This window comes from Prosthecobacter sp. SYSU 5D2 (assembly GCF_039655865.1).
Taxonomy (GTDB): Bacteria; Verrucomicrobiota; Verrucomicrobiia; order Verrucomicrobiales; family Verrucomicrobiaceae; genus Prosthecobacter.
The window spans coordinates 112,940-131,864 of sequence record NZ_JBBYXL010000008.1; the positions used below are offsets into that span (position 1 = coordinate 112,940).

Here is an 18,925-nt window from a genome sequence, read left to right on the forward strand (position 1 = left end):
CGCGTGGATGATCGCCGGCATCTATGCCGCAGTGGCCACCCTATGGATCTACTACTCAGATGCCGCCCTGCTGGCGCTGTTGAATGATCCTGAACTGCTGGTGCGCTGGAGCATTTACAAAGGCCTGGCCTTCGTCGCCGTGACGGCAGTCATGCTCCTGCTGATGATGCGGAGGGCCTTTGGCCGCATCGGCAAAGGCTACGAGGAGCTAAAGGCGCATGAGAAGGAGCTGGAGCGGCAAAAGCGCCTGTATGCCGCGCTGAGCCAGATCAACCAGTCCATCGTCTGGACCCGCTCACGGGAGGAACTGCTGCCCAAGATCTGCCAGAGCCTCACCCAGCATGGGGGATTCGACATGGCATGGATCGGCCAGCATGATGAAGGCACCCACCGCCTGCTGCCGGTGGCGGCTTCGGGGGATGAAAACGGATACTTGCAGGATATCCAGATTTATACAGATGACCGGCCGGAGGGACAGGGACCCTCCGGTACAGCCTTTCGGCAAAAGCAGCCGTATGTCTGCAATGATCTCCTCAATGACCCGGCTGCACAGCCATGGCGGGCGCAGGCATCCAGACGCGGATGGATGGCCTCCGCCGTATTCCCACTCCTGTTCCGGGGGGAGGTTTGGGGCACGCTGAATGTGTATGCCAAAGAAGCCGGGTTTTTCCAAAACCAGGAGTGTGATCTGCTCGCGGAGGCCGCCACGGACATCGCCTATGCACTGGATAATCTGGCCGGGGAGGAAGAGAAGCGGCAGGCGGAGACGGTGGCACAGCGGGAGATGGTTTTCTCCGCGACGATGATCGAGAGCATGCCCGGCATCCTGTATTTTTACAATGAGCAGGGCAAGTTCCTGCGCTGGAACCGGAACTTTGAAACCGTCACCGGCTACACCGGGGCGGAGATCGCCCGCATGCATCCGCTGGATTTCTTTGCCAGCGAGGATCAAAGGCCGTTGGAAGAACGGATTGCCGAGGTGTTTGCCCAGGGGGAATCCCACATTGAGGCACCCTTCCTGGCCAAGGACGGGCAGACGACACCGTACTTTTTTACAGGCAGGCGCGTGGACTATGACGGCATGCGCTGCCTCGTCGGCGTGGGCATTGACATTTCTGAGCGGAAGGCGGCGGAGGTGGCGCTGACGAAGAGTGAGCAGCGCTACCGGACCACGCTGGAAAACATCCTGGAAGGCTGCCAGATCCTGGCCCCGGACTGGACGTATCTCTACATGAACCAGGCCGCGGCGGACCACAACCGCCGCCCCCGTGAGGAACTGCTGGGAAAAACGATGCTGGAGGTCTGGCCAGGCATCGAGGCAGCACCGGTCTTTACCCTGCTGAAGCGCTGCCAGGATGAACGCATAGGCCTGCATGAGGAGACCGAGTTCCGTTTCATGGACGGAACCAGTGGCTGGTTCGACGTGCGGGTGCAGCCCGTGCCGGAGGGGATCTTTGTCCTTTCCATTGACATCACCGAGCGGCATGAGGCGGAAAAGAAGCTGGTGGAACTCAACGAGAGCCTGGAGCTGAAGGTGGCAGAGCGCACCGAGGAGCTGCGGCAGGCGCTCGTGCGGGCAGAGGCGGCGGACCGGCTGAAGTCCGCCTTCCTGGCCACCATGTCCCATGAGCTGCGCACACCGCTAAACTCCATCATCGGCTTCACGGGCATTCTTTTGCAAGGGCTGGCCGGGCCGCTGAATGAGGAGCAGCACAAGCAGATGGGCATGGTGCGGGGCAGCGCGCGGCACCTGCTGGAGCTCATCAACGACGTGCTGGACCTGTCCAAGATTGAGGCGGGACAGCTGGAGGTGAGGAACGAAACCTTTGACCTGCGGGAGGTGATGGACCGGGTGGTAGGCACCCTGCGGCCCATGGCGCAGAAGAAGGGCCTGCTGCTGGATGTGGAGAGAACGGAGGAGGCAGGGAAAGCGCGGGGAGACCGCCGGCGGATGGAACAGGTGCTGATCAACCTGGTGAACAATGGCATCAAGTTTACGGAGGCCGGAAGCGTCACGTTAAAGGCGGATGTCCTGGCGGATTATCAGCCTGCGGATGGCACAGCAGGCCTGGGCCCGGCCGTGCGGCTGCAGGTGGTGGATACAGGCATGGGCATCAAGCCGGCGGACCTGGGGAATCTGTTCCTCCCCTTCCGGCAGATTGATACCGGCCTGTCCCGCCAGCATGAGGGCACAGGCCTGGGCCTGGCCATCTGCCGCCGCCTCATCGGGCTCATGGGCGGAGAGATCTCTGCGGCGAGCGAGTGGGGCAAGGGCAGCACGTTTACAGTGATTTTACCTTTGGATAGGGATGCCCCATCGAAACCTGAACCTGAATCTGGAGGCCTGACATGAAGCGCACGATTTTGATGATCGAGGACAATGAGCAAAATGCGTATCTGGCCACTTTTTTGCTGGAGAAGCATGGCTATGAGGTCGTGTCCGTGAAGGACGGCCCCAGCGGGCTCGCGGTGGTGAAGACCATGGTGCCGGACTACATCCTGCTGGACATCCAGCTTCCAGGAATGGACGGCTATGCGGTGGCCAGGGAGCTGAGGAAGGAAGCAAGCCTGCGGGAAACGCCGATCATCGCCGTGACCTCTTATGCCATGGAGGGTGACCGGCAGAAGTCTCTGGATGCGGGCTGCACCGGCTACATTGAGAAGCCGATCAATCCGGAGACATTCGTCAAGGAAGTGGAAACGTATGGAAGTGTTATTTCCGAGTTCCAGCCTCTGACGGATTCTGATAGTGATACCCAAAAAACTGATTCACCTGATCTTCCTGACCCAAACCCGACCCTATGACCAGTGTTCTCATCGTTGATGATAAGATTGAGAATCTGTACTACCTGGAGGTGCTGCTAAAGGGGCACGGTTATACGGTGACCACAGCCTGCCATGGGGCGGAGGCGCTGACGAAGGCGCGCATGAATCCGCCGGATGTGATCATCTCCGACCTGCTCATGCCGGTCATGGACGGCTACACGCTGCTGAGATACTGGAAGGCCGATGCGAGGTTGAAGCTGGCACCTTTCATCGTCTATACGGCGACTTATACGCAGGCCGAGGATGAAGAGCTGGCGATGAACCTGGGCGCGGATGCCTTCATCCTGAAACCGGCAGAACCGGAAGAGTTTCTTGAAAAGCTTGAAACGGTGAAGGCGATGACCGCCGATAAACAGCCCGCCCAGCCGAAGGTGACCTCGGGCACTGAGGAGGAGCTGATGAAGGTCTATAGCCAGACGCTGATCCGCAAGCTGGAGGAGAAGACGCTGGAGCTGGAGGAAACCAACCGGAGGCTGGAACGTGACATCGCGGAACGGAAGGAAATGGAGGTGCTGCTGCGGGCGAGCGAGGCCAGCATGGCCACGGCCCAGAAAATAGCGCATTTTGGCAGCTGGGAACTGGAGCTGCGGGATCTGGAGAAGATGGATGAAAATCCGCTGCGCTGGTCCAATGAAGTGTTCCGCATTTTAGGCCTGCAACCAGGTGCGGTGGAGGTGACGCCGAAGCTGTTCATGGAGTTTACCCACCCGGATGACCGTGGGCCGGTGCGGGAGGCCGTGGTGAAAGCAGTGCAGGAGAGGCGTGAATACACCGTGACCAACCGCATGAGGCGGTCTGACGGGGAGGAAAGGCTTGTGCACCAGATGGCGCAGATCATCTATGACGATGAGACGGGCCAACCATTAAAAATGGTGGGCACCGCGCATGACATCACGGAGGCGCGCAAGGCGCAGGCAGCGCTGGAGGAGAGCGAGCGCGAACAGCGGCGGCTGGCAGAGAGGCTGGCAGCCGCCCAGGTGCTGGCCAAGATGGGCAGTTGGGAGACAGACATCGCCACGGGAATCGTGACATGGTCCAACGAAGTCTATGCGATTTTTGATCAGGAGCCGGGTACGTTTTTACCAACCCATGCAGGCTTCCTGGAAATGGTGCATCCGGATGACCGGGCGGCGGTGGACGAGGCCTTCAATGCCTCATTGGCGCATGGTCAGGCCCGGGAGATGGAGCACCGGCTGCTCATGCCGGACGGCAGCATCAAGCATGTGCGGGAGCGCTGGCAGGTGATCCATGATGAGGATGGACGGCCGCTGTATGCGCGGGGTACCTGCCAGGACATCACAGAGAGGAAGCTGGCCGAGCTGGAAATCCAGCGGAAGACGGACCTGCTGAATGCCGTGGCAGACAGCACACCGGATGCGGTCTTCATCAAGGATGTGGAGGGGAAGTACCTGCTTTTCAACAAGGGGGCGGCGAAGCTCGTCGGACGTGAGGTGGACGAGGTCATCGGACAGGATGATGTCTATTTATTCGGGCCGGAGGGAGCAGATGTGGTGAGGGAAAGTGACCGTAAGGTGATGGAGACGGGCCTGCCCCTGATGGCGGAAGAGAACCTGACGGCAGACGGGGTGACCCGCCTGTACCTGGCCACAAAGGCCCCCTACTATGATCCTGAAGGAAAGCTGCTGGGCCTGGTGGGCATCTCCCGTGACATCACGGAGAGCCGGCGCACTCAGATGGAGCTGAGCCGGACGGCGGAGCGGCTGTCCACCACGATGGAGAGCATGTCGGATGCGTTTTACCTGCTGGACCCGGCGACCTGGACCTTTGTTTACCTGAATGCAGAAGCTGAACGGGTTCTCAGACGCAAGCGGGCGGATCTGCTGGGCAAAGTCATCTGGGAGGAATTCCCCGAGGCGGTGGATTCAGCCCTGTATGAAACCTACCACCAGGCCGTGCATGAGAAGACCTCGGCGCGGCTGGAGTTTTATTACCCGGCTCTGGATAACTGGTTTGAACTGAATGCCCATGCCTCGCCTGAAGGACTCGCGGTTTACTTCCGGGTCATCACGGCCAGGAAATTGGCGGAAGAGGCTCTGCATACTTATACTCAGGAGATCCGCGACCTGTGTACAACGCTGGATGAGCATGCCATCGTGGCCCGCACGGATGCCAAGGGGAAGATCACCTATGTGAATGACAAATTCTGCGCCATCTCCAAGTACACACGTGAGGAGCTGCTGGGGAAAGACCACCGGGTGGTGAACTCGGGGCACCATACAAAGGATTTCATCCGGGGGCTGTGGGAGACGATCAATTCGGGCCGGGTGTGGCAGGGGGAGATGAAAAACAAGGCCAAGGACGGAACGCACTATTGGGTGGACACGACCATCGTGCCCTTTCTGGACAGCGCAGGAAAGCCGGTTCAGTTTGTCGCTATCCGCACGGACATCACAGCGGCCAAAAAGACACTGGAAGATCTGCAAGTGAGCGAGGACCGTTACCGGCAGGCGACGGCGCAACTGACCAATGTGCTGAATTCCTCCCTGGATGTGATCTGCTCCGTGGATGCAGAGGGCCGGTTCGTGCAGCTGAACCGGACCTGTGAAGATCTCTGGGGCCGGACGGCGGAGGAACTGATGGGCACCGCCTATATGGACATGGTGCATCCGGATGATCATGCCCGGACAGTGGAGGCGGCGGCTTCCATCATGGCAGGAAATGCGACCAGCCGGTTTGAAAACCGGTATATCCAGAAGGATGGCAGAACCATTCACATTCAATGGTCAGCACGCTGGTCTGAGGAGGAGCAGACGATGTTTTGCGTGGGGCGTGACATCACCGCGGCGAAGCAGAATGCGGAGCGGATCGCTGAACAGGCCGCCCTGCTGGACAAGGCCCAGGATGCCATCCTCGTGCGGGATCTGGAGCACCACATTCTCTACTGGAACCAGAGCGCGGAACGTCTGTATGGCTGGACGGCGGAGGAGGCGTTGGGGCGGTCCATCCAGGAGCTTTTATACAATGAGCCAAAGGCCTTCATCGCAGCCACGCAGCAGACCATTGCGACCGGGGAATGGACAGGGGAACTGCAACAGATGAAGAAAAACGGGCAGACGCTGACGGTGGAGTGCCGCTGGACGCTTGTCAGAGATGATGCGGGACAGCCCAGATCCATCCTGGCCATCAACACCGACATCTCGGAGCGCAAGAAGCTCGAGCAGCAGTTCCTCCGCGCACAGCGCATGGAGAGCATCGGCACGCTGGCAGGCGGCATCGCCCATGATTTGAACAACGTGCTCTCGCCCATCATGATGTCCATTGACCTGCTGAAGCTCACCGAAACCGACCCGCAACGGCTCGGCATCCTCAGCACCATCGAATCCAGCACCAAGAGGGGCGCGGACATGGTGAAGCAGGTGCTCTCCTTTGCCCGTGGCATGGAAGGGCAGCAGGTGGAAGTGGAGGTGCTGCCGCTGCTGAGAGAGGTGGAGAAAATCGCCAACGAAACGTTCCTGAAAAACATCGAGGTGCGCAGCAAGTTCCCGGCGGACCTGTGGACGGTGGAAGGGGACCCGACCCAACTGCACCAGGTGCTGGTCAACCTGTGCGTGAATGCGCGGGATGCGATGCCGCAAGGCGGCACGCTGACGCTCTCAGCCAGCAACCTGCGCATGGACGAGCACTATGTGGCCATGAACCTGGATGCCAAAGTAGGACCGTATGTGGCCATCCATGTGGAGGATACGGGGACGGGCATGAGCCCGGAAGTGATGGACCGCATCTTTGAGCCGTTCTTTACCACCAAGGAGCTGGGCAAGGGCACCGGCCTGGGCCTCTCCACCACCATCGCCATCATCAAGAGCCACGGCGGCTTTGTGCGCGTCTACAGCGAGCTGGGCGTCGGCACGCGCTTTCACGTTTACCTGCCTGCACACACACACGTCCGGGTGAATGAGGCGAAGGCGGTTATTGAAGAGCTGCCGCGCGGCAACGGCGAACTGGTGCTGCTGGTGGATGATGAGGCCGCCGTGCGCCAGATCACCCGGCAGACGCTGGAGGCCTTTGGCTACCGGGTCATGCTGGCATCGGACGGGGCGGAGGCCACGGCGCACTATGCCACGCACCGGGACGAGATCGCCATCGTGCTGACGGATATGATGATGCCGGTGATGGACGGGCCGACCATGATCCCGGTGCTCATGCGCATCAACCCGGAGGTGCGCATCATCGCCGCCAGCGGGCTGAATGCCAACGGCATGGTCGCCAAAGCCGCCAATGCGGGAGTGAAGCACTTCATCCCCAAACCGTACACGGCTGAGACGCTGCTAAAGACACTGAAAGCGGTCCTGGCATGAAAAGAGGGCATTATACTGATTTCCAAAATGGTTGTCTGAAAAGTCCGTGCCAGCGAATGGGGCTCATCCAATCCAAAGCCCGCCTGAAGCTCCTCAGCATGCGGTCCTATCCCTCCGGTGTCCGGCGCACAAGCGTGTGGCTCCTGCCAGCCGCAGGGGTTCCGCAACCTCGCCTGAGCGCAGGCAAGCCTCTGTTTGGCCCGCTTTTTCTAGCCCGAAGGGCTAACCCATGAGTAGCCGGAAGGTGACGCGAGCCTCGGCGAGCTAACCTCCGGTCAGGCAAGCACGACCCGTCTTGAAGACCAACCCGCAGGGTTGCCCCATCAGATCGCCACCTGCATCGGCGTCATGGTGCCGATGGGGCTGCTCCTGCGGAGCAGGTCGTGGATGGGTAACGCTCCGTCGTAATCGGAGGTCTGGCTCGCTCAGGCTCGCCGACACACCAGCTATTCATGGGCAGCCCTACGGGCTGGGGGTGCAAAGGGTGAGTGGCTGAATTTTGGACATTCTTTTTGGAAATCGGTATAGAGAAACATTTATAGACGTTGTGCCCGGGTCAGATCGGGCATAACATAAGGTATTGCAGAATCGGGATTCCACCCCGGTCCTTACGCGCTTTCCAAGCCAGGCTAAAATAGACCCCCGAAAGCTTGTGCGTGTGTATCCAGTCAGCAACTGATCCAATGCGGATACTGAAACTGCAGCCATGCCAAACCCCATTCAAGAGAACCCGCAGCCCCCTGTGACTGAACCGTCGGTTGAGACGGTGACTGAGACCCTGCGCAAGGAGGTCCTGTTGAAAACCGGAGCGCTGCAAAACGCGATTTTCAACAGCGCGAACTTTTCCTGCATCGCTACGGATGAACTGGGGGTGATCCAGATCTTCAATGTGGGGGCGGAGCGGATGCTGGGGTATGGCGCGGCGGAGGTGGTGAACATGATCACACCGGCGGACATCTCGGACCCGCAGGAGGTCATCACCCGGGCGGAGGTCCTGACGGCGGAGCTGGGTACAGCGATCACACCGGGCTTTCAGGCGCTGGTATTCAAAGCATCCCGCGGGATCGAGGACATCTATGAGATGACTTACATCCGCAAGGATGGCAGCCGGTTTCCGGCAGTGGTGTCCGTGACGGCGCTACGGTCTGAGGAGGGGGAAATCATCGGTTATCTGCTGATTGGCACGGACAATACGGCACGCAAGGAGATCGAGGCGGACAAGAGGAAGCTGGACCAGCGGCTCCGCGACCAGCAGTTCTACACACGGTCCCTCATCGAATCCAACATTGATGCGCTGATGACCACGGACCCGGCAGGCGTGATCACGGATGTGAACAAGCAAATGGAAGCGCTGACCGGTTGCACGCGGGATGAGCTGATCGGCGCCCCTTTTAAAAACAACTTCACGGACCCCCGGCGTGCGGAGGCGGGCATCAAGCTGGTGCTCAGTGAGAAGAAGGTGACGAACTATGAGCTGACGGCGCGGGCGCGCGACGGCAAGGAAACGGTGGTCTCCTACAATGCGGCGACTTTTTATGACCGGGACCGGAAGCTGCAGGGGGTCTTCGCGGCGGCGCGTGATGTGACGGAGCTGAAGCGCTTTGAGCAGTCGCTGCAAAAGGCCAGCCAGATGAAGAGCGAGTTCCTGGCCAGCATGTCCCATGAGCTGCGGACGCCGCTGAACGGCATCATCGGGTTTGCGGAGTTCCTGGTGGACGGCAAGCCGGGGCCGCTGAATGCGAAGCAGAAGGAGTATCTGGGGGACATCCTCAACAGCGGGCAGCACCTGCTGCACCTGATCAATGATGTGCTGGACCTGGCGAAGGTGGAGGCAGGGAAGATGGAGCTGAACCCGGAATGCTTCCAGCCGCAGAATGCGATTGACCAGGTCTGCGCGGTGGTGAAGCCGAGCGCGCAGAAGAAGCGGATGCAGGTGAAGGTGTCCGTCTCCGCCGAGGTGGGGATGGTGATGCTGGACCAGCAGAAGTTCAAGCAGGTGCTCTACAACCTGGTGTCCAATGCCATCAAGTTTACGGATGATGGCGGCCTGGTGCAGATCACGGTGATGCCATGCGCAAATGACCGTTTCACCTTGGCGGTGACGGACAACGGCATCGGCATCCAGCCGGAGGACATCAAGCGCCTGTTCCAGGAATTTGAGCAGCTGGATTCCGGCGCGGCGCGGCGGTATGAGGGCTCGGGACTGGGCCTGGCACTGACGCGGAAGATTGTGGAACTGCAAGACGGGCACATTGGGCTGGAGAGCGAGCCGGGCAAGGGAAGCACTTTTACCGTGACGCTGCCGGTCACCACCCACGCAATGAACCCATGATGAAAAAACCCTGCCTGCTGGTGGTGGATGACCACCCGACGAACCTGAAACTGGTGTCCGATCTCCTGGAATTTGAAGATTATGAGGTGCTGCGCGCGGTGGATGCGGAGACGGCCCAGGAGATGATCCGGCTGACGGTGCCGGACCTGGTGCTGATGGACCTGGCGCTGCCGGGCATGGACGGGCTGACACTGACCCGGCTGCTGAAGGCGGACCCGGCGACGCGGCACATCATCATCGTGGCGCTGACCGCCTATGCAATGAAGGGGGATGAGGCGAAGGCGCGCGAGGCGGGCTGCGACGGCTACATCACCAAGCCCATTGATACCCGGTCCATCTGTGCGCAGGTGGCCGGTTATCTCAAAAAAGGACAGACGGCGCACAGCCCACAGACACTATGAAAATACTCGTTATCGAAGACCAGCCGGCGGAGCTGAAACTGGCGCAGGATGTGCTGCAGGCGGCAGGCCATGAGGTGAACGGCGCCAGCACGGCGGATGAGGCCTATGACCTCATCGCCAGTGACCGGCCGGAGGTGATTTTGCTGGACCTGTACATGCCCGGAACAGACGGGCTGACACTGGTGCGGCAACTGAAAGGCGCGCCTGAAACGGCGGACATCCACATCGTGACGATGACATCCTATACGGAGACGTTTTCCAGAACCGCCACCCTGGCGGCGGGATCCGCCGCCTATCTTTTGAAACCGCTGAACACGCGGACGCTTTCTGACGACCTCCAGGCGGCAGTGGCCAGCAAACAGGCCCCTCCCCTGCCCTGAAGCGGGTGTTTGGGTCCGCTCCTGCTTTTCTCCCTCTTTAAACTGCCGACCTCCCGCCATGCACATCCTCATTGTTGATGACAATCTGACCAACCTGAAACTGCTGCGCGTGACGCTGGAGGGGGAAGGAGTGACGGTCATAGAGGCCACCAATGGGATTGAGGCACTGAAGACGCTGGCCGTAGAAACGGTGGATGCAGTCATCACCGACGTGCTGATGCCCCTGATGGACGGCTACCGCCTGTGCTTCGAGCTGCGCAAGATCAAGCGGCTGGAGCTGCTGCCGGTGATCATCTACACGGCCAGCTACACCTCTGCCAAGGACGAGAAGCTGTCCATGGACATGGGCGCGACCTTGTATCTGAGGAAACCGGTGCCGCCAAAGGCCATCATGAAGGCGCTGTACGAAGTGATCCACACGGCGCCTCTGGAGCGGCCGAAACCCATCAGCCCCCCGGAGGAGCTGGACCTGATGAAGGACTACAATGAGCGGCTGGTGAAGAAGCTGGAGACGACGCATGCGGAGCTGACCCACCTGCTGGCGCACAGCCCGGCGGTGATGTACAAACTGCGAAATGACGGCGGCGGCTTAAGCCCCTGCGTGGTGAGTGAAAACATCGAGCGGCTGCTGGGGGTGAGGCTGGAGGAGACACGGCGGCCTGGCTGGTGGCAGGAGAGCCTCTGCGAAGAAGACCGTGAACGGGTGCTGGAGGGCCTGGCGCAGGGGCTGCACGCTGGCGGCTGCACGCTGGAATACCGGCTACTGCACCAGGACGGGAGCTACCGCTGGGTGGAGGACAACAACCGGGTGGTGCGGGCGGAGGCGGGGCAGCCGACGGAGGTGGTGGGGGTCTGGTCCGACATCACCAAACGCCGGCAGGCGGAGGGGGCGCTGAAAGAGAGCGAGGGCCGGTACCGCGAGACGGCGGGACGGCTTTCCGCGCTGCTGGACTCCTCCCTGGACATGATCTGCACACTGGACCGGGAGGGGTGTTTTTTACAGGTGAATGCGGCCTGCCTGCCCATGCTGGGCTACACTCCGCAGGAGTTGCTGGGCACGCTGTACATTGCCAAAGTTCATGAGGCGGACCAGATGAGGACGCTGGAGGAGGCGGCAGCTGTCATCGAAGGCCGGATCAGCCGGAACTTTGAGAACCGCTACGTGCGGAAGGACGAAGAGCTGGCCACGCTGGAATGGTCCGCCCAGTGGTCCGAGGTTGACCAGGTGATGTCCTGCGTGGCCCGTGACATCACCCTGCACAAGAAGCTGGAGCAGCAGTTTTTACGCGCGCAGCGGATGGAGAGCATCGGCACGCTGGCGGGGGGAATCGCGCATGATCTTAACAATGTGCTGTCGCCCATCATGATGTCCATTGACCTGCTGAAGATGGGGGAAACGGACCCGCAGCGGCTGGGCATCCTCAGAACCATCGAGGGAAGCACGAAACGCGGCGCGGACATGGTGGGGCAGGTGCTGTCCTTCGCCCGGGGCATGGAGGGGCAGCAGGTGGAGGTGCAACTGCGCCCCCTGCTGGAGGAGGTGGAAAAGATCGCCAATGAGACTTTTTTAAAGCACATCGAGGTGGTGGTGAATTCCCAGGAAGATCTGTGGACGGTGCAGGGAGATCCGACGCAGCTCCACCAGGTGCTCATCAACCTGTGTGTGAATGCGCGGGATGCGATGCCGGACGGCGGAACGCTGACCCTGACCGCCGGCAACCTGGAGCTGGATGCGCACTATGCGGCAATGAACCTGGAGGCCCAGGTGGGCCCGCATGTGGTGCTGCAGGTGGAGGACACAGGCGGCGGCATGACACCAGGTGTGCAGGAGCGGGTCTTTGAGCCCTTTTACACCACCAAGGAACTGGGCAAGGGAACGGGGCTGGGACTGTCCACCACGCTGGCCATCATCAAGAGCCATGGCGGTTTTGTGCGCGTGTACAGTGAGAAGGGCAAGGGCACCCGGTTTGACATCTATCTGCCGGCCCAGACCCGGAGCGGTGATGAACCGGCCGGGGTCCGGACGGAGGCGCTGCCGAGGGGAAACGGAGAGCTGGTCCTGCTGGTGGATGATGAGGCGGCGGTGCGCCAGATCACCCGGCAGACGCTGGAGGCCTTTGGCTACCGGGTGCTGCTGGCGGCAGACGGAGCCGAGGCGACGGCCTATTTCGCCATGCGCAACGCGGAGATCGCGGTGGTGCTGACGGACATGATGATGCCGGTCATGGACGGGCCGACCATGATCCCGGTGCTGATGCGCATCAACCCGGAGGTGCGCATCATTGCCGCCAGCGGGCTGAATGCCAACGGCATGGTGGCCAGGGCGGCGAATGCCGGAGTGAAGCACTTCATCCCGAAACCGTACACGGCGGAGACGTTGCTGAAGACGCTGAGGACCGTGCTGGCGTGAGGCGGTAAGAGATCAATGCTTCGCGGCTGGCGCGTGGGCATCCTTTTCACCGTGGGGGGCGGCATGGTCATCACCATGATGCTCTTTGTGCATGCCTTCATGCAGGGTCTGGGTGGACTCCCATGAATGCTTGTCGCAAGAGGAGGAGGCAAGAACGAAGGCTGCGGCGGCAAAGAAAGCGAGGGCGATTTTCATGAAGGTGACTTTGCTGAGCTTAGAGGGAGTTCGCTGGGCTGCAATCGGCTTTTGAGAGCCTCTGAACGGTGTCACCCTCCTGGTGAGATGCTTTCCGGTTGGCTGCCAGGAGATGCAGAGGATGCTTATGGATGTTGATTGCGGACGTTGGGATGTGGCTTTAGTCTGTTGTTCCCCCATTTCTTGATCTTGCATGCCAGACCATACCCTTCGTTTATCTTCGGGCCGCACGCTCGGCTACGCGGAGCATGGTGATCCGGCCGGGGTGCCCTGTTTTTACTTCCACGGGTGGCCCAGCGCGCGGGTGCAGGGTGCGCTGATGGATGAGGCGGGGAAAAAACATGGCCTGCGGATCATTTCACCTGACCGGCCGGGCATCGGCCTGTCGGACCTGCATGTGGGCCGCGAGCTGAAGGACTGGCCGGCCCTGCTGGAGGAGCTGGCCGCCCACGTGGGCGCGGAGAAGTTCCACGTCATTGGCTGGTCCGGCGGGGGCCCCTATGTGCTGGTGACGGCCAAAACCATGCCGGAGCGCTTGCTCAGCGCCACCATCATGTGCGGAGCGCCGCCTCTGACCTTCCTGGGTTACGAGCACATGTTCTGGCTGTACCGGCTGATGATCCGGATACGCCATGCCTTTCCAACCATCCTCGGCCTGCTCCTGCGCGTCGGCGAGCAGGTATCCAAAGGCAAGCCGGACCGCGCACCGCTCAAGTGGCTGCTCAGGATGCTCGGCCCCGCAGACCGCGCCGTGTTGGCACGCCCGGAAATCTTCACCGTCGTCCGCGCCGGCATCCTCGAGGCACTGCGTCGCGGCCCCAAGGCCGTCATCGCCGATGCAGACATCTACCTTTCCGAGTGGGGTTTTGAAGTAGGTGAAATCGGCATGTTGATCCACTTCTGGCACGGCAAACAGGACCGCAACATTGACTGGCGCTACACAGAAAAACTCTCCAGCATCATGCCCCACGTCACCACCCGCTGGCTGGAGGAAGAGGGCCATTACTCGCTGCCCATCACCCACCTGGATGCGATCCTGAAGCAGGCGCTGGGCAGGTGAGACGTCTCCGCTGAAGGAAGTGCCCTCAGTTCAGCTCCACCCGCTCAGGCGTATTCGCCATGAGGCGGAACACGGGGCCCATCTCGTCCAGAACGGCACTCCACAGGGTGGTGGGCTGCTCCAGGGTCAGGACCACTTTATGCGCCGGGGCGATGATCCAGGATTTCCGCTGGATCTCCCCCTCAATCTGGCCGCCGGTCCAGCCGGAGTAACCGACGAAACCGCGCACCTCGTGCCCCATGCTCAGCTCATGCATGGCATCCGCCACGGAGAGGTGGGTCTGGCAGCGGAGGGTGCTTCTTTTCCGGTTCCAATGCAGGGAGGCGAAGGCCAGCTTGTCCGTGGCCACCGGTCCGCCGATGTAAACCGGCACCTGGCCCAATGCGCCCAGGTTCTGATCCGGCAGCAGGTCAGCCACGCGCTGCTCCAGCGGCCGGTTGAGCACGTAGCCAAAGGCTCCGTCCTCAGCATTGTGCGCCGCCACAAAGATGACGGTGCGCTTGAAATTCGGGTCCCGCATGGAGGGTACAGCCAGCAGCAGGTTCCCGGCCAGGGGGGATGCATCAGGGGTGGTTGGCATGATGTTAATTATGACCGCAAAGGTAGGGCCAACGTTGCACTTTTGCATGGAAATTCATCGGGGCTGAGCCATGCCGCATCTTGCCAGCCGTAAATCCCCGCTTTAGCCTGCCACTCTTGACCTCTTTGCCTGATCCTGCCTCTGACGCCCTCTGGACCCGCCGTTTTGCCGGGTTGCTGGGCGTGGTTTTCCTGTTTCGCATCGCCTTCATGCTGTTTTTCACCGCCCAGGCTGACCTGGCCGGGGACGAGGCCTATTACTGGGACTGGGGCCGCCAGCCGGACTGGGGCTATTTTAGCAAGCCGCCCATGATCGGCTGGCTCATGGGCCTCGTCGGCTGGGCCACGGGGAATGCAGAATGGGGCGTGCGCCTGGCACCGCTTCTTTTCGGCACCGCCACGCTGGCCGTCCTGTTTGCCCTGGCACGGCAGCTTTTCGGTGCCGCCACCGCCTATGTGGCGGCCCTGCTCATCCTGCTGACGCCGGCCAACATGGGGCTGAACCTTTTCTTCACCATTGATGCGCCGCTTCTGCTCTTCTGGTCCCTGGCGCTGCTGCTGTTCTGGCTGGCTGTGGAAAAACCCGCCTGCCTCTGGCGCTGGGGCGCGCTCGCCCTGACCATCGGCCTGGGCACGTTGAGCAAGCAGATGATGCTGGCTTTCCCGGCCATGATGGCCGCCTTTGCCATTTTTTCGCCACCTGACCGCCACCTGCTGCGCAACCCGCGAATGTGGGCCAGCATCCTCATCGGCATGGCCTTCATCACCCCGGTGCTGTGGTGGAACACCCAGCATGAATGGATCACCCTGGAGCATACCAAACATCATTTTGAAACGCAGAGTCTCAGCTTCACCAAATGGCTCTCCCGCACCCTGGAGTTCCCGGCAGTGCAAACGCTCGTCTATTCCCCCGTCACCTACGTCGCCCTGCTGGTGGTGCTTTATCTAGGCGCGAAAAACTGGCGGCTCATGGACCGCCGCGCCCGCTACCTGCTCCTCTGCTCCGCCCCGGCCCTTCTGGGTTTCTTTGCCCTCTCCCTGCGCCAGAAGATCAATCCCAACTGGCCGGCGGTCTTCTACGTGCCGGCCTTCATCCTGCTGGCGGCCTGGTTTGCTGGTCAGCTTCCTTTCATCGCGCGCCCTTTTTGGAGGACGTGGACGGTTCGTGTCGGCGCAGGCCTGGTCATTCTGGCGCACATTGCCCTGCTGGTGATCTTCCTCACGGATTTAAAGGGGCACAAGAAGCTCAATGAAATGCGCGGCTGGACCGAGACCGGCATCCAGGCCGGCGAGTTCCTGGACCGCGTCCCGCGCCCGGAGAACACTTTTGTCCTGGCCACCGGGTACCGGTACGATGCCGCCCAGCTCGCCTTCACGATGCCACAGCATCCGCGCACTTACCGCTGGGAACGCTCAGGCCGTGTGCTCTCCCAATACGAGGTCTGGCCAGGGCCGGAGGAGCGGCTGGGCGATGATGCGCTCATTTTCAAAGGTGGGGATGCCGAGCCTGCCGCCCTTTTCCCCGCCGTGGCGAAAAGATTCGAGAAAGTCGAGCGCCTGGGGCGTGTCGAGGTCACGCTGGGGCCTAACAACAAGCGTATCTTTGATGTCTTCCTCGGCCACAACCTCCTGTCGTGGGAGAAGCCCGGGCGGGGAGACAAGAAGTAGGGGCGGAATCAGCCAGGTTTTATCAGGGCACTGCCACCCGCTGCCTCAAGGCCACCGCCCTCGGGTCTTTCTGTTCTTCCGCACTCAGCAGATTCAGGTGCTCCACAGCCTCATCCTTCAAACCCAGATCCAGGAAACCTTCGGCAATGGAAAGCCGGGCTTCCAGATCAATGCGCGCATCCGGGGCCGCTGTCAGGATGATGCCTTCGAGCCGCTTTGACGGTGTCTCCGCCCCGGCGGCAATGCTGGCAGGATCAGGCTCGGTCTGGGCCAGGTAAACCCAGCCGTCCCCCTCCTTTTGCATGCGCCACTGGTTCAGGGCGATGACGATGACCAGGCCGATGAGGAAAACAGAAGTTTCCAGAATAAATGGAGTGGCGAGTGCGCCAGCGATCATCATGACTGCCTTGGCCAGCACTTCGCGGGCCGTCTCGCTGGACATGCAGACGGCGGTGACGGCAATAATCAGAGCCAGAGTGAAGAGCAGCGGAGAAACCCACCAGCGATTTGGGACACGAGCTTCGGTCATGCGCCAGTTTAATCCATTCCTGCGGGGATTCCAGCCTGGATTGCTGGCATGGGGCTGGTGATGACCAGATTGTGGGCCGGTATGTCTGACCGCGTAGAAACCGCTTGGACCGATTGGGAGGAAGAGATCAGCCCCGTCAGAGGAACCGTCTGATGCGGAGGTCCGGATGCGGGTGCCGGAGCATGGACCGCCTCTGCGACCCTCTGGATGGAATGAGCCTCCATCACAGCCAAAGACTGCCGTGAAATATGGTAACCCCAAACACCCGAGCCCATCAGCAGCAGGACAAAGATAGCCATGCCTGCCGTCATGGGGGAGGCGAGGCCCTTCCGGCGCGTCTCCAATTGGAGATCATCCTGACCGGCCAGCCACCTTCCCTGGTTTGCGCTCAGGTACCGGCAGCTCTTCACAGGCCGCAACCGTGTGCAGGGCAGCTCCTCCAGTATCTCGCTGGCATCCACGCCCAGGAAGCGGCTGTAGATTTTCAAAAAGGCGCGCGCATAGGTCAGGCTGCCAAAGGCGGCAAAATTGTCCTCCTCCAGCCACTCCAGCCGCTGCTGCGGGATGCGCGTCTTATGGGCGGCATCCTCCAGGCTCAGACCGAGCCGGACGCGAGCCGAACGCAGGTAAGTTCCAGGTAAAGCAGTCATCGTTGTGAGGGAATCGGCCCCTCAGACGATGATGGTTCTGTTGAATGAGAAAAAACTCACCCAACCACAAGTGGCCGGATAAAGGATCCCTGTAGATTCCCAAAACCCACCCTCGCTCCTCGCGCCCTCAATCCCCCAAAATGGTCTTGGTGGGCAGTCTGGCCACGCGTTCTTTCAATTCACGCCCGGGTTTGAAGCGGACCACGCAGCGGTCCGGAATCAGCACTTCATCCTGAGGTTTGTTCGGATTCCGGCCGATCTTCGATTTGGCCACGCAAACCTCAAAGGTGCCAAAGGTGCGGAAAGTCACGTCATGCCCGGATTCCACCTTTTTGGCGATAAGCTCCATCAGCCCATCCAGCACCTCGGCGACTTGGTGATGCTTGAGCCCGGTGAGGTCGCTCAATTCCGTGATCATATCGCGCTTGGTAACGGTAGTCATGTTCGTGGTGGGAGTAGCAATTTAGATGCCTGACAGATGATTGATTGCAAGTTATTCCTTAGGCTGGCTGGGGAAGGGCTGTGCCGCCTCCTTCTGAATCTGATGAAGAAAGAATTTCGGCTGTGGTTTTGAAGTGCCATTTGGCCACTTTGGCCAGGCCGGCGCTGCCATGGGCCTGGAGCATCTGCCGGGCACTTGCCTTGACCAGGGCGGAGACGCCTTTTGGCAGGGGAATGCCGGTTTGCAGGCCGGTATCCCGCAGCCAGTGGACAAACTTTTCCCGGGCCAGTACGGAGGCGGCCGCGACGGCAGGGTCGGACTCCGCCTTGGTCCGCTGGATGAGTTCAATCTCCCGACCTTTGGCCTGCAGGGCGCGCTGCAGCACGGCGGGATTGGCAAACTGGTCCGACAGGGCCTGCGGGCAGTCTGGAACGCGCTCCAGCAGCAGCTCGATGACCTTGGCATGACCCCAGGCGAGCAGGCGGTTCAAGTTACCAAACTTTTCATAGAGGGCATTGTAGCGCTCGGGATTGATCTGCACGATCTCATATCGCAGGCCGGGCACGGAACGGATGGCCTGGGCCACCTGCTCGATCTTCGCATCGCTGGTGATGCGCTTGCTGTCCACCGCCCCCGCCTCCCGCAGGTGGCGTGCGGCGGCGGCATCCACATACACGCCCGCGATGACCAGCGGGCCAAAAAAATCCCCCTTGCCGCTTTCATCCACACCGATGTGGGGCTGGAACATTTCCGGATGCAGCACCTCCTCATAACCCAGCTCTGCCTGGCCCAGGATCTGTGGCTCCAAGACCAGGGTCACGAAATCCTCCGTCTCCTTGCCTTGAACCAGGATCTTCGGCCCCTTTTGATAAACGGCCACGTTCACTTTTCCGCGACTGGCCGCGTAGAGGCAGTGGGGCTTGGTTTCAAACTCCCAGCCCTGCTGCATCAGAAGCGCCCGCAGCTTGACGGCCTGGGCTTCGTTCAGGGGTTTGGTGTAGGAAGTTATGGGTGGCATGGGCGAGCAAGTGATCAACCACAGGTGGCCGGTGATTGCCAGGGCTCTCTGGTTTCATCACCTTAAAGTTTACTGTTTTTCGGCAAAAGAGTTACATCATTTTATTTTTGTGCCCCTGC

The 18,925-nt window shown here is 60.8% G+C and carries 15 protein-coding genes; 9 read left to right on the forward strand and 6 right to left on the reverse strand.

What is annotated here, in order from left to right:
- Positions 1-7 precede the first annotated feature (7 nt).
- From WJU23_RS14985 to WJU23_RS15015, 7 genes are all read left to right on the forward strand, one after another.
- Positions 8-2,353, forward strand: a complete 2,346-nt coding sequence (locus WJU23_RS14985) for a PAS domain S-box protein (RefSeq protein WP_346333412.1) — start codon at positions 8-10, stop codon at positions 2,351-2,353.
- Positions 2,350-2,805 (forward strand): response regulator, encoded by a 456-nt coding sequence (locus WJU23_RS14990; RefSeq protein ID WP_346333413.1) that lies wholly within the window; start codon positions 2,350-2,352, stop codon positions 2,803-2,805. Before WJU23_RS14985 ends, WJU23_RS14990 begins: the two co-directional genes overlap by 4 nt.
- Complete coding sequence (locus WJU23_RS14995; RefSeq protein WP_346333414.1) at positions 2,802-7,142, forward strand: PAS domain S-box protein; 4,341 nt, start codon at positions 2,802-2,804, stop codon at positions 7,140-7,142. The genes WJU23_RS14990 and WJU23_RS14995 overlap by 4 nt, the downstream gene beginning before the upstream one ends.
- A 706-nt stretch (positions 7,143-7,848) precedes the next feature.
- Positions 7,849-9,474, forward strand: a complete 1,626-nt coding sequence (locus WJU23_RS15000; protein ID WP_346333415.1) for a PAS domain S-box protein — start codon at positions 7,849-7,851, stop codon at positions 9,472-9,474.
- On the forward strand, positions 9,471-9,875 hold the full coding sequence (locus WJU23_RS15005; protein WP_346333416.1) for a response regulator: 405 nt from the start codon (positions 9,471-9,473) through the stop codon (positions 9,873-9,875). The genes WJU23_RS15000 and WJU23_RS15005 overlap by 4 nt, the downstream gene beginning before the upstream one ends.
- Positions 9,872-10,255, forward strand: a complete 384-nt coding sequence (locus WJU23_RS15010) for a response regulator (RefSeq protein WP_346333417.1) — start codon at positions 9,872-9,874, stop codon at positions 10,253-10,255. Before WJU23_RS15005 ends, WJU23_RS15010 begins: the two co-directional genes overlap by 4 nt.
- Positions 10,256-10,313: 58 nt before the next feature.
- Positions 10,314-12,665: a response regulator gene (locus tag WJU23_RS15015; RefSeq protein ID WP_346333418.1), complete on the forward strand. Its 2,352-nt coding sequence runs from the start codon at positions 10,314-10,316 to the stop codon at positions 12,663-12,665.
- A gap of 12 nt (positions 12,666-12,677) precedes the next feature.
- Here WJU23_RS15015 and WJU23_RS15020 read toward each other — a convergent pair whose 3' ends face one another.
- The gene (locus WJU23_RS15020) at positions 12,678-12,860 is read right to left on the reverse strand and encodes a hypothetical protein (protein ID WP_346333419.1); all 183 of its coding nucleotides are present in this window, start codon (positions 12,858-12,860) and stop codon (positions 12,678-12,680) included.
- 193 nt (positions 12,861-13,053) lie between these two features.
- Here WJU23_RS15020 and WJU23_RS15025 point away from each other — a divergent pair, with 193 nt between their 5' ends.
- Positions 13,054-13,920: an alpha/beta hydrolase gene (locus tag WJU23_RS15025; RefSeq protein ID WP_346333420.1), complete on the forward strand. Its 867-nt coding sequence runs from the start codon at positions 13,054-13,056 to the stop codon at positions 13,918-13,920.
- Positions 13,921-13,945: 25 nt separating this feature from the next.
- On the opposite strand, the gene WJU23_RS15030 is transcribed toward WJU23_RS15025, so the two are convergent.
- Positions 13,946-14,500, reverse strand: a complete 555-nt coding sequence (locus WJU23_RS15030; RefSeq protein WP_346333421.1) for a YqgE/AlgH family protein — start codon at positions 14,498-14,500, stop codon at positions 13,946-13,948.
- Positions 14,501-14,625: 125 nt separating this feature from the next.
- Between WJU23_RS15030 and WJU23_RS15035 the strand changes: the two genes are divergently transcribed.
- A complete protein-coding gene (locus WJU23_RS15035; protein WP_346333422.1) occupies positions 14,626-16,167 on the forward strand; it encodes a glycosyltransferase family 39 protein in 1,542 nt (513 codons plus the stop codon).
- Positions 16,168-16,189: 22 nt separating this feature from the next.
- Here WJU23_RS15035 and WJU23_RS15040 read toward each other — a convergent pair whose 3' ends face one another.
- The 4 genes from WJU23_RS15040 to rnhC all read right to left on the reverse strand — a co-directional run bounded on the left by WJU23_RS15040 (position 16,190) and on the right by rnhC (position 18,806).
- Positions 16,190-16,696 (reverse strand): hypothetical protein, encoded by a 507-nt coding sequence (locus tag WJU23_RS15040; protein ID WP_346333423.1) that lies wholly within the window; start codon positions 16,694-16,696, stop codon positions 16,190-16,192.
- An 8-nt stretch (positions 16,697-16,704) separates the two neighbouring features.
- Positions 16,705-17,346: a helix-turn-helix domain-containing protein gene (locus WJU23_RS15045; protein ID WP_346333424.1), complete on the reverse strand. Its 642-nt coding sequence runs from the start codon at positions 17,344-17,346 to the stop codon at positions 16,705-16,707.
- 127 nt (positions 17,347-17,473) lie between these two features.
- Positions 17,474-17,788, reverse strand: coding sequence for an HU family DNA-binding protein (locus tag WJU23_RS15050; RefSeq protein ID WP_346333425.1), 315 nt, complete (start codon positions 17,786-17,788; stop codon positions 17,474-17,476).
- Between the two features lie 58 nt (positions 17,789-17,846).
- Positions 17,847-18,806: a ribonuclease HIII gene (gene rnhC / locus WJU23_RS15055; RefSeq protein WP_346333426.1), complete on the reverse strand. Its 960-nt coding sequence runs from the start codon at positions 18,804-18,806 to the stop codon at positions 17,847-17,849.
- Between the last annotated feature and the right edge of the window lie 119 nt (positions 18,807-18,925).